Annotated in this window: 7 protein-coding genes and 2 pseudogenes; 7 read left to right on the plus strand and 2 right to left on the minus strand. The window is 58.7% G+C overall.

Annotated features, from left to right (window positions below; genetic code table 11):
* Nucleotides 1-1,496: 1,496 nt before the first annotated feature.
* From NKI25_RS35130 to tnpA, 7 genes and pseudogenes are all read left to right on the plus strand, one after another.
* Nucleotides 1,497-3,158, plus strand: a complete 1,662-nt coding sequence (locus NKI25_RS35130; protein ID WP_353000738.1) for an ABC transporter substrate-binding protein — start codon at nucleotides 1,497-1,499, stop codon at nucleotides 3,156-3,158.
* Nucleotides 3,158-4,162 carry an ABC transporter permease gene (locus NKI25_RS35135; protein ID WP_353000740.1) on the plus strand — a complete coding sequence of 335 codons (1,005 nt, stop codon included), beginning with the start codon at nucleotides 3,158-3,160 and terminating at the stop codon, nucleotides 4,160-4,162. Before NKI25_RS35130 ends, NKI25_RS35135 begins: the two co-directional genes overlap by 1 nt.
* A complete protein-coding gene (locus NKI25_RS35140) occupies nucleotides 4,159-5,091 on the plus strand; it encodes an ABC transporter permease (RefSeq protein ID WP_353000741.1) in 933 nt (310 codons plus the stop codon). The genes NKI25_RS35135 and NKI25_RS35140 overlap by 4 nt, the downstream gene beginning before the upstream one ends.
* The gene (locus NKI25_RS35145; protein WP_353000744.1) at nucleotides 5,088-6,095 is read left to right on the plus strand and encodes an ABC transporter ATP-binding protein; all 1,008 of its coding nucleotides are present in this window, start codon (nucleotides 5,088-5,090) and stop codon (nucleotides 6,093-6,095) included. Before NKI25_RS35140 ends, NKI25_RS35145 begins: the two co-directional genes overlap by 4 nt.
* A complete protein-coding gene (locus tag NKI25_RS35150) occupies nucleotides 6,088-7,086 on the plus strand; it encodes an ABC transporter ATP-binding protein (RefSeq protein WP_353000746.1) in 999 nt (332 codons plus the stop codon). The genes NKI25_RS35145 and NKI25_RS35150 overlap by 8 nt, the downstream gene beginning before the upstream one ends.
* A 650-nt stretch (nucleotides 7,087-7,736) precedes the next feature.
* Complete coding sequence (locus tag NKI25_RS35155; protein WP_353000748.1) at nucleotides 7,737-9,770, plus strand: CocE/NonD family hydrolase; 2,034 nt, start codon at nucleotides 7,737-7,739, stop codon at nucleotides 9,768-9,770.
* Between the two features lie 244 nt (nucleotides 9,771-10,014).
* A pseudogene (gene tnpA / locus NKI25_RS35160) lies at nucleotides 10,015-10,442 on the plus strand (IS200/IS605 family transposase).
* A gap of 68 nt (nucleotides 10,443-10,510) precedes the next feature.
* On the opposite strand, the pseudogene NKI25_RS35170 reads toward tnpA, so the two are convergent.
* Both NKI25_RS35170 and NKI25_RS35175 read right to left on the minus strand, forming a co-directional pair.
* Nucleotides 10,511-10,657, minus strand: a pseudogene (locus NKI25_RS35170) (IS66 family transposase); the annotation flags it as partial.
* Nucleotides 10,658-10,781: 124 nt separating this feature from the next.
* Nucleotides 10,782-11,390 carry a tyrosine-type recombinase/integrase gene (locus NKI25_RS35175; RefSeq protein WP_353000752.1) on the minus strand — a complete coding sequence of 203 codons (609 nt, stop codon included), beginning with the start codon at nucleotides 11,388-11,390 and terminating at the stop codon, nucleotides 10,782-10,784.
* Nucleotides 11,391-11,543 lie beyond the last annotated feature (153 nt).

Here is an 11,543-nt window from a genome sequence, read left to right on the forward strand (position 1 = left end):
ATCGGCGGTATCAGCCATCACTGGACGGAAAATACAGACGATGCCGACCTCGTGCTCGGCTGTCAGGTACTGGCTGATGCCGCCGAGATGATCCTGCGTGGCGCAAGCAAATAGCGGTTGGCATGCGGATGGGCCACGAGAGTGTTCGATGCGGTCGATCCCACAAAACCCGGCAAGCGTGCCGAGGCGGGAATTCCCATCGAAAAATACTCATTTGGCGGAGTCTCGCAGTCCGGGGCATGAGGGTGTTTGACGGTGGCGGCCGTTTGAACGTGATCGGGTGAGTTGTAGGCCTGAGCGGCGTTCAAGATTGGTGAGGGAGATTAGATTACGAGGGCGTCAGGGGGGTGCGTTAGCCTGCGGCCGCCGTCGGTGGCTAAGCGGCCGCGAGCTCTGAAGTACGTTTCGCACCGAAGCCATGGGCATCAGCCCTCGCAACGGCGGCCGCGCGGGCTGGCGTCAGCACCAGGCAAGCTTCTCGTATGCGACGGAGAGCGGAGAGATCAATAGGCAGTCGATAAGCCTCTTGTCTCCCCTGGGCCGCAGCATGAGCGCAGAATTTCGGCATTTCCCGCCTGTCAACTAAAGCTGTGGCTATTATCATGGCCCCTCTCGCGGCGCGGAATCTCTCCGGGATCTGCAGCACGAGGCAACCCAGTGGCGCCGCTACCTCCACGAACATTCCGACCTCGAGTAATCGGTGCACGACACTGCGAGTTCGTTACCGAGAAGCTGGCTCGTTCCGTATCAGGATCCCAGCCGGATGTCGGCTGAGATCGAATAGGCGGTACTCGGTATGTGCTGGCCCGTGATCGGATCGAACCGCATGACGGGCGAGAAACTGCCTTACAGATTGCCGCCCTAATCGGGAGGCGTCATTCTTCGCTCCACGGCGCACGCAGAGCTTCACATAGAATGGCAGAATGAACCGCACATTGCGGCCGAGCTTCCTGATCTGCCGATCCCTTGGTGGGCAGATGCACGGGCCTATATACTGATCAAGCAGGGCGGCAACTCCCTAAAGACGGCGGAACATCCTTTTGGGACAATCTGTCGCCTTAGAAAGCATATCGAGCAGCATCCGAAACCTGTGAGGGAACCTGCTTCCGGGATCAAACCCACAATACTCCCCCACTTTGCCGAGAGGCCGTCTTCCCCAGCAACGTCCGTTTGCGATCGACGCAATTAGATCAAACATGAGCGAATTATGAGCGCTCTGTTTCAGCAGGTCTGGGCTTTGAAACACAAATACACCGCTGCGACCTCAATCTGTTGAGGTCACCGTCTAGACGACAATCCAGGGGAACAAGATGGTACAGTCGCTTTCTCGCACTTCGCGTTTCTCTAGCAAGCGAGCAACCCCGCTCTGTGTGCAGATTTTCAACGCGCTACCGGGCATCGGTTGCCTTAATAAGGGGTTAGAGCGTGCCTTGGTAGTGCTTTAACCTAGCGGGGCAGAGGTCACGACGAGTATCGGACCGGAAAGGGAGAAAAGAATGAATAAGTTGCCATTCAATCGCCGAGCGGTCATGAAAGCAATGCTATTGGGCTCGGCTGCACCTTGGGCCTTGAACTCAAGGGTATTTGCCGCCTCGTGCGGAAATCTCATCGTGCGCATCGGCGCGATATTCGCCCCAGATACGCTAAATCCGTTTGCCTCATGGAACATCATTTGGCCGCTGGCCTTTAGCTATGACTTTCTGGTGGGAGTGGACGCCCAGCGACACGACGATCGTAAAGGCTTCGCCAAATCCTGGTCTGTCGCCGCGGATAACATCACCTGGTCCTTCAAAATCTGGCCCGGCATGAAATGGTCGGATGGTCAGCCCGCCACTGCGAGAGACGCCGCTTTCACCTACAACTATCTGCGCGCCTCCATGGGCAAGCCGGACGAACTGGACACCGGCTGGAACAACACCAGCGGCCTTGATCTGGTCCAATCTATAACGGCCCTGGACGACGAAACCTTGCAAATCGTGACCAAGGTCCCAACACGTTGGCCGGTTGACAACACCACGATGATTGTCCCCGAGCACATCTGGAGGAATGTCAGTCATGCCGATGCGCGCAGCACGTTCCGGAACGAAGCGCCTGTAGTGGGAACTGGGCCTATGATCATTTCGGAGTTCCAGCAAGGTCAGTTTGCCAGCTTCGCCCCTAATCAGCACTTCCGCACCGGGCAGCCGGCGACGGGAGGGATGGTCTTCCGTTTCTTCAATGTGGCCGATCCAATTGCGCAGGGTCTAAAGAGCGGAGACCTTGACTACGGCGTCTACCTGACCGCGGCCCAATGGGCGGACCTCTCGAAGGATCCCGACATTGTGGTTGGAGAATCGCCCATTGAGCAGCGGAGTTATTTGGCCTTCAACACGGTCTCCGGAGATGGGGCGGGCAGCACAAAGGCTCTCCAAGATCCTGCGTTTCGGGATGCGATCGGCTACGCGATCGATCAGAAGGCCATCCTTGACAGGGCCCTCCGAGGGCATGCTGCCCCCGGCGTTGGCGTGATACCGCCGATTGCGGCTGACTACTATTCGGAACTGGACGACATCAGGCGCCGCTTCGATCTCAACGAGGCAGCTCGTAGGCTCGATGCAGCCGGTTATAGGGACACGAACGGCGACAGCATCCGCGAGGACAAAGACGGAAACAGCTTCCAGCTCGAACTGGTTACCGGATCCACAGGAAACGTAGAAATGCCAATCGCGGCGGTGCAGCTTATCGCTGATTGGTTGGCACAAATCGGCATCCCTGTATCTGTGACCCAGCTCGAGACCGGAGCGCTCAACGCCCGGACGGCGGCCCCGGCGAAGGGCGGGGGTGGGTGGGACCTGGTCGTAGCTGATCACTGGTCGTCTTCCAGCCCTCACGATCTGCTCGTGTTGGGCAAGAGTGCGGATCGGGCCAACAGAGCACTCTGGAGCAACGATAAGTTCGATCAACTTCTCTCTCAGATCGAGCGTACCGTCGATCTTAAGAAGAGCCAGGAGCTAATGGACCAGGCCGTGCGCCTCATCTACACAGAAGCGCCGTACATCGTGTTGTGTTACCCATTCTTGCTCGAAGCGCATCGCAAGGACTGTTTCGAGGGATGGGGGAAGAAGGACATGCTGTCGATGTGGAGTTATTTCCCGCTCGATCGCTTGAAGTCAAGCTGATGGCAGCAGGCGAAGCAAGCGGAAGCCAGACTAGCCGGCGACTCGGGAGCATCCTGATCAGGGCGATTGTGACGCTACTGATGGTGGCGACGCTGAACTTCATCCTGTTCAGGGTTATTCCCGGCGACCCTGCAGCGCTTCTGCTTGGAGGAGCGCGCACCAGCGTGACCGCTGAGCAGATCGAGGCGCAGCGCCAGAACTGGGGCCTTGACCGGCCGCTGTTCCCGGATCAGGTGGTTGACTACTTATCATCAACTCTCCACGGCGATTTCGGCTACAGTTTCAAGTTTAGGGGCAGGCATGTCGCTGACCTGCTTTTGGAGCGGTTGCCGGCCACCATTGCCCTTGTCGGCCTGGCCCAATTCATCGCCATCCTATGCGGTGTCATGCTTGGCCTATATGCGGGTTGGCGCAGAGGAGGTGCCGTCGACCATATCGTCACGGGAACCTCTCTGGCGCTCTATTCTACGCCCTCGTTCTGGCTCGGTATGCTCTTGGTGGTGATCTTCAGCTCGGCATTGGGCTGGCTTCCGGCCTATGGTGCATATTCACCCGGCGCTACCATGGGGCCCCTTGACTGGTTGCTCGATTACTTGCGGCATCTTGCGCTCCCGGTCACCGCGGTGGCCCTCGGACTCATCGGCCAGTACGTCGTGGTCGCTCGCGCTGCGATGAGCGACGTTGTCACCGAAGACTACATGGTGACGGCACGGGCCAAGGGACTAACCAACGGTCAGATGCTCATGCGTCATGCATTTCGCAATGCAATGCTGCCGGTCGTAACGTTAATCACCCTCAATCTCGGTTACGTGGTGGCAGGTGCCATTACCGTAGAATCAGTTTTCGCCTGGCCGGGGATCGGCGGCCTCACGGTCGAGGCGCTCAACGCGCGGGACTACCCAGTCCTTCAGGGGATCTTCCTGTTGCTCGGAGCGTCGATCGTTGCCGCAAATCTTGTCGCCGATCTTGCCTACGGCGTTCTTGATCCGAGAGTCCGGCGATGAGCGAAGGGATTGTTCAATATTCCCCGCCTAGCCGGGTGCAAGCGATTAAGGGCTTTCTACGCAAGTTTCTTGGCTATGGTGGGGCTCAGCTCGGCCTGATGTGTCTCGCGTTTTTCCTCATGCTAGCCACCGCGCCCAATAAGTTCGTCGGCCAGCTTGAGACCCCAGCCACTGCAACTGGCGACTTCCTCGCGCCACCATCAAGCCAACATCTGCTGGGGACGGACGAAGTCGGGCGGGACGTGCTCAATCTGGTCGTCCATGGTGCCCGGATCTCGCTTATGATTGCGCTACTGGCGACTGTGATCAGTCTGGTTGTGGGGACTACGATCGGTATGACGGCTGGCTACTATGGTGGCAGGGTTGATGTCTGGCTGATGCGCTTGACTGACTTCTTTTTCATCATGCCGTCCTTCGTGTTGGCGCTGGTCATCACACCCGTCTTTCTCGAGGTGATGGGGCGGGGCGGACAAATCCTTGGCTTCCGTCCATCCCTCTTTGTGATCATCTTCGTCATAGGATTAACTAGTTGGGCGTTCGTCACACGTATCGTTCGCAGCCAGACCCTGTCGCTTAAGGAGCGAACATTTGTTGATCGCGCGCGCGTTGCGGGCAGCAGTAATCTCAGCATCATGATGCGGCACATCTTGCCCAACCTCGTGCCGCAAATCGCAGCCAATGGTGCTCTGGTCGTCGCTGGCGCAATTTATGTCGAGACATCGCTTTCGTTCCTTGGGCTTGGCGATCCCTTACAGCCTTCATGGGGCACTTTGCTTTCGCTCGCTCAGCGCGCCGGTGCAGCCAGTGCCGGAGCCTGGTGGTACCTCGGCGCCCCCGGGGTGTGCGTACTCGCAGTTTCGCTTAGCTTCGTCCTGATTGGAAATGCCCTCGACGACACGTTCAATCCGCGGCGGAGGGTTATTCCATGATGAACTCCTCCCAGGAGATGGCTCCGCTTCTGGAAGTCAACGGGCTCTCTGTCGACTATGGTCTCAAAGGCGTTTTAACGCGTGCGATCGACAGCGTGAGCTTCGCGCTCTTGGCCGGAGAGGCCGTAGGTCTCGTCGGTGAATCGGGCAGTGGCAAGACAACTACCGCTATGGCGATTGCGGGTTTGTTGTCGCCTAACGCGCGCGTCAGCGCGGGCAGGGTCCGTTATCGCGGAGAGCGACTGCCGATCGACAATGACGCTGCGATGCGGCCACATCGCTGGAGCGAGACGTCCGTCGTCTTTCAGGGCGCGATGAATGCACTTAATCCAGTTCACCGCGTCATCAAGCAGATTGCCGAGCCATGCATGCTGAAGCTCGGGATGCCGAAAGCTGACGCAATCGCCCGAGCAAAGGAACTGCTCGGACTTGTCGGCATTCCGGCGGATCGCGGTTCCGCCTATCCCCACGAGTTGTCGGGCGGTATGCGTCAAAGGGTGATGATTGCCATGGCCCTCGCATGTCGCCCCTCGATCATCATCGGTGACGAGCCCACCACGGCGCTGGACGTCATCACACAAGCTCAGATCCTGAAGCTGCTAGGGGAGTTGCGATCGCAGCTTAACCTTGCCCTCATTTTAATCACCCACGACCTGTCTGTGGTGGCTGAGTCGTGTGATCGCGTGATGATCATGTACGCCGGCCGCATCGTCGAGGACGGCACTGTCGCTGAGATCTTCGCCAACCCTAAGCACCCGTACACTAGACTACTGATCGACTCGATCCCGAACCCCTCGAGCGGCAAAAAGATGATCCGGCCAATACCCGGTGATCCCCCCAACTTGATCAATCGACCTCCGGGCTGCGCTTTCCATCCGCGTTGCCCGTCGGCTATGGCGGTTTGCGCGACCGAAGTCCCCAGCCTGGATAAGTTCGGGCGGGGACGCGTCGCCTGTCACCTTCATCGGTCCTCGCAAGAAGACAAGGTCGCAGCTCATGCCTGATACCGCCGACTTCCTGCGTCTCGAGAGCCTGCAAGTTCATTTTCCTATCCAGGGCGGACTGTTCGACCTTGTCCTGGGCCGACCTGCCAGTGCCGTACGCGCGGTGGACGGGATCGACCTCGACGTCGGACGGGGTGAGATCGTCGCCCTAGTCGGAGAATCGGGAAGCGGCAAGACGACTGTGGGCCGCATCATCACCAAGCTAGCCCAACCGACAGGCGGCAGGTTGCTGTTCGAGGGCCGCGACATGACCTCGGAGCGAGGTGCCTCGGCCCTGCGTCCTTACCGGCATCGCGTGCAGATGATTTTCCAGGATGCCTATCAGGCGCTTAATCCAAGACACACCGTGTTCGATATCGTGGCAGAGCCGCTTCGTTCACTGCGGCTGGTCGACAACGGGAAACAGCTCGCAGAGCGGGTCAGCGAAGCTCTTGCGTCCGCCGGACTCAATCCTCCCAGTGATTTCTTCGCCCGCTTCCCGCACGAATTATCTGGAGGGCAGCGCCAGCGCGTCGTGATTGCTGGAGCGCTCGCGGTAAAGCCGGAGCTCATCGTTGCCGACGAACCTGTGTCGATGCTCGATGTCTCGATACGCGCACAGATTCTTCAGGTGCTGGTGGACTTGCGCGCCAAGCACAACATGGCGCTGCTGTTCATTACCCACGACCTGCCGCTCGCCTGGTTGATCGCCGACCGGATTGCAGTCTTGTATCTTGGAAAATTAGTAGAGATCGGCAGCGCCGACGAGATCACATTTAACCCACGCCACCCTTACACGGTCGCCCTACGCAATGCCACCCCGCAGATTGGCGGCAATGCAGGTCGCGCCGAGTTGCCGGCCTTGCAAGGCGAGGTTCCAAGCGCCGCACGCGTGCCGAAGGGCTGTCGTTTCCATCCGCGTTGCCCGCTCGCCTTCGACCGCTGCCGGGAAGAGGAGCCGCCGGCCATCGATGTGGGGCCACAACATCGCTCTGCTTGCTGGCTGGCGTGAGCGATAACAGCGCCAATCGATACCCGTCATATCCCTAGGATAGCGCCGAGTACCTGCTCGGCCGTTTATGAAGTTGGAAGGAGAATTTAAGGGAGATCTGCAAATGCCGCTTAACGCCCCTCTTACTGAAGCCGACGTGCTGCGCGAAATCGGTTACGTGCCTATGAAGGAGGAACACGTATTGCTTACATTTCATATCACTAGGGGTCTGGCCGCTTCCCAAGCGTTTTTAGCATTCCGCATATACACAAAGTGCCGCACCTTTCGAAATCGCGAAGCCGTTTCTTGAATCCGGCACGCCTTCGTTGGCGCCAACTTGCCCCCGACGGGTTGCGTCCTCGACTATTGGTTCGACCAAAAGGAAGGGGGTGCCGAAGTGGTACGTATGAAGGCACGATTCAATTATGGCCGCGGCAGAACGCCCCCCTCATCTAAGAGCCATCCTAGCGAGCGGCGTTTGCGATGGTCACGAAGATTGGGTCTACGTGAGCGGAATGTTCCATCTGGGCGAGGCCACATGGGGCGCTTGAAAGCGAGTTCGTCAGTCAGGGTGCAGAATGGCGGATAAGCGCGGGCGATTCCATCTAACTAGCTCGCGATGAGGTTGCCGGTAAGTCAATTTCCCCACTATGTAACATGGACGATGAACGATGAAGATTGCCATTGGACCTGTACCCATCACGTTAGTCGAGAATGTATGGATTCCGCTTGCCGACGGGACACGTTTGGCAGCAAAAATCTGGCTTCCGGAAGACGCGGCATCCAACCCGGTTCCAGCAATTGTCGACTACATTCCTTACCGCAAACGTGATAGCACGGCTGTGGGGGACGAACGCATGTTCCCCTATTTCGCTTCGCATGGCTATGCGAGCATCCGCTTAGATATCCGGGGCACTGGCGATTCCGACGGTCTATTTGACGATGAGTACGTCAAGCAAGAGCAGGACGACGCTGTCGAGGCCATCGAATGGATCACGCGACAGGCTTGGTGCAGCGGCAGTGTGGGCATGATCGGCATCTCGTGGGGTGGGTTCAGTGCCTTGCAAGTTGCGGCGCGCAGGCCCAAGGGCCTGCAGGCTATTATCACGCACTGCTCCACTGACGATCGATACGCCGATGATGGGCACTACATGGGCGGATGCCTTCTCAATGACACATTGGTTTGGGGTGCGTGCTGTTCCGTGCAAATGGCGCAATCACCCGATCCCGAGATCGTCGGCCATGAGCGCTGGCGCGCGATTTGGATGGATCGGCTGGAGAACGCGCGTCCCACGTTCATTGATTGGCTTACTCATCAGCGCCGAGATGATTTCTGGAAGCATGGCTCGGTCTGCGAAGATTACGGTGTAATTGATTGCGCGGTCTTCGCGACCGGCGGTTGGGCCGATGGCTTCTCCAACGCGATATTCCGGCTCCTTTCAAACCTGGACGTACCACGTAAAGGGCTGATTGGACCTTGGGGTCACAAATACCCTCATGTGGGTGCTCCCGGACCCGCCATTGGCTACCTGCAGGAATGTGTTCGCTGGTGGGATCACTGGTTGAAGGGCAAGGACACCGGCATCATGCAGGAACCGATGCTGCGTAGCTGGATGCTGGATTGGGTTGAGCCTGCGGCGTATTATGATGAGTGGCCTGGCCACTGGGTCGCGGACCCGAGTTGGCCGTCCCCGCATGTAGCGTCACGGGTCTTCAGGCTGGGAACGGGCCGGTTGTCCGAGCAGGCGCTGCAGGAAGCCACTCTTGAGATCTGTTCACCCGAGACCGTTGGAATCGCGGGCGGCGAATGGTGCCCTTATACTACCGGCGGAGGAGGTGCACTTGCTCCGGACCTGCCGCTGGATCAGCGGTGGGACGATGGCGGCTCACTGGTCTTTGATAGCGAACGCCTGGCGCAAGCCACGCCCATTCTGGGTGCGCCTGTTCTTGAATTGGAGATCATTTGCGATAAGCCGACAGCTATCCTCGCGGCGCGGCTATCCGATGTCAGCCCGTCAGGTGAAGTCACCCGGGTCACCTATGGACTGCTCAACCTGTCGCACCGCAATAGCCACGAAGAGCCCCAGCCCATGGAAGCTGGAAAATCATATCGCATCCGCCTCGCAATGAACGAGGTCGGCTATATCTTTCCGCCGGGGCACCGGATCCGGCTGTCTGTGTCCACCGCCTATTGGCCGATCGCCTTCCCCGCGCCGGAGCGCGCCATATTGACGGTGAAGGCAGGAGCAAGCGGTCTGCATCTGCCGATCCGAATGCCTCAACCCGGTGACGACGAGCTGCCAATCTTTGGCGAGCCGGAGGGTTCTCCCCCTATGCCGACCACGATGCTGAAGCCTGGCAATGTCGAGCGGTTCGTTCGCATCGACCCAGTGTCGAGGCAGGTGACCGTCACACTGAAGCGCGACAATGGCACCTGGCGTCTCGAGCCGCTCGGCACGGTCCTTGGCTTTAAAAAGCACCTGATCTATTCGGTCGCCGAAAACGATCCGACATCGGTCCGCACGGAAGTCTACTTTCGATATGAGCTCGGCCGCGGAGCCTGGCAGACGGCGGTGGAGGGGCGGACAGTTATGACCGCTACCAAGTCGGCCTTTCAACTGCAGATTAACTTCGACGCTTTCGAAAGTGGCGAGCGAATCTTCTGCAAGTCGTGGTCGAAGTCGATTCCTCGCGACCTCGTCTGAATCGGAAAGACAATCAGAGACAATCACCAGGAGAGACCAAGGTCGGCAGTCCTAAACACGAGTTATCCGACCAGCAAGTGCACACTGGAAAAACAACTTGTGATTCAGGGAGGAAACAATGAACTGTTCGGTTTTGTCGTCGTTTTGTCGTCGTTTAGTTGTCCTTTAGAGTCGCCGATAAGGGATCAGGAAACCCGGCCTTTAGCCGGCTGGGATCGCGGCGCTTGCGGTGTAAACTGGCTGAATGGAAGCGTCCAAGCGTGGCAGCCATATGGTTTGGGACTGCAAGTATCATTTGGTTTGGGTGACGAAATGTCGCTACCCGGTGCTTGGTGGCGACGTTGGAAGCCGGTGTCGGGAGTTGCTGCGGGAGACGGCGCGTGCGCATGAGATGGTTGTGCATGCTGGACCGATCAATCGCGACCATGTGCGTATGCTGGTGTCGGTCCCGCCGCGGCTGTCGGTGTCGCGCGCCGTGCAGCATTTGAAGGGGCGCAGTTCGAATAAGCTCCTGGGCGAGTTGGGGTACTGCGCAAGCGCTACTGGGGCCAGCACCTGTGGGCGAGGGGCTATTGGGTGGTGAGCAGTGGGAATGTGACCGATGAGATGTGGGCCGAGTACATCAAGAACCAGACGCCGCCCGAGCCCGATGACAACTTCAACGGGACGTGAATTCACGCCATGTCCGCCCACGGCGGACCGATCCGGCTTTAAGCCATAACCGAAGCCACCGCCTTTTACAGGCTGTTATAGCCGCCATAGGCGTCGGCCTGCAGAATGCCGGTGAAGCTCTTCAGATGACGGTCGGGATATTCCTGCCGCGGATCACGCGAGGCATAGTAAAGTGCCGCCGGCGGCGATTGCTCGCCGAATGGCCGGTCATCACGCTTATGTAGAAATCTACATAAGCGTGATTATGCGCACCCGATGATTATGCGCAGCTCATCGGGACAGGAGCGTGTAACCATCGGTTTCCCGAACGATTGCCAACTGGTGAACTGCGCATAATTTTTAAAAGCTCAACAGGAACTGCATGAGCTGGTCCGGCGGTCGATACCGGGTTTGACTGGCCGTCATGGGCTGCAGCCGGTTGAGCGTACGCTCCTTCATGGCGAGATCCGCCTGAAGGTACATGTGCGTCGTGGCGGGGCTCTCATGACCCAGCCATAGGGCAATGACGCTGATGTCGACGCCGGACTGCAGAAGATGCATTGCCGTGGTATGGCGGATGGTGTGAGGCGAAATCGAGCGACGCGCGAGTTGCGGGTAACGTTCCGCGGCGGCCGAGACCGCAAGTTCAAGGCGCTGGGTGACGTTCGAACACGCCATGCATCCGCCGCCTCTGTTGGGAAACAGGAAGTTCTCCTCGCCCCCATAGTCCAACCGGCGCTTCCAGTTGCGGATCAGGTTGGCGGTCGTCCGCCAGAGCGGCACGCTGCGATCTTTGCGCCCCTTTCCATGCAGGTGCGCGACCGCCGAGCCATCGACGGCGACCTCGCCGACGCGCAGGCCAATGGCTTCAGACACGCGGGCGCCGGTGTTGTACATCAGACTGAACAGTGCGCGATCCCGCTCACCTGCCCATGTCCGCGCATCCGGCGCCTCAAGGATCGCCTGCATCTCCTCGCGTGACAAAAATCCCAAGGACCGGCCGGTCGAACCGTTTCATCGTAAGCGCCAAGCCGACCCCATCTGGCGCGGCTTGAGGTGATGAGCGAGAGATAGTGACACTGAAGAAGCCGAGGAGCTTACAGTGTCAATTTCTATGTCTGC

It is taken from the genome of Mesorhizobium sp. M0808 (assembly GCF_040320025.1).
Classification (GTDB): Bacteria; Pseudomonadota; Alphaproteobacteria; order Rhizobiales; family Rhizobiaceae; genus Mesorhizobium.

What these genes read in the sequence shown, in the direction of transcription:
- NKI25_RS35130 (WP_353000738.1), top strand. Translation starts at nt 1,497, where the DNA reads ATGAATAAGTTGCCATTCAATCGCCGAGCGGTCATGAAAGCAATGCTA.
- NKI25_RS35135 (WP_353000740.1), top strand. Translation starts at nt 3,158, where the DNA reads ATGGCAGCAGGCGAAGCAAGCGGAAGCCAGACTAGCCGGCGACTCGGG.
- NKI25_RS35140 (WP_353000741.1), top strand. Translation starts at nt 4,159, where the DNA reads ATGAGCGAAGGGATTGTTCAATATTCCCCGCCTAGCCGGGTGCAAGCG.
- NKI25_RS35145 (WP_353000744.1), top strand. Translation starts at nt 5,088, where the DNA reads ATGATGAACTCCTCCCAGGAGATGGCTCCGCTTCTGGAAGTCAACGGG.
- NKI25_RS35150 (WP_353000746.1), top strand. Translation starts at nt 6,088, where the DNA reads ATGCCTGATACCGCCGACTTCCTGCGTCTCGAGAGCCTGCAAGTTCAT.
- NKI25_RS35155 (WP_353000748.1), top strand. Translation starts at nt 7,737, where the DNA reads ATGAAGATTGCCATTGGACCTGTACCCATCACGTTAGTCGAGAATGTA.
- NKI25_RS35175 (WP_353000752.1), bottom strand. Translation starts at nt 11,390, where the DNA reads ATGCAGGCGATCCTTGAGGCGCCGGATGCGCGGACATGGGCAGGTGAG.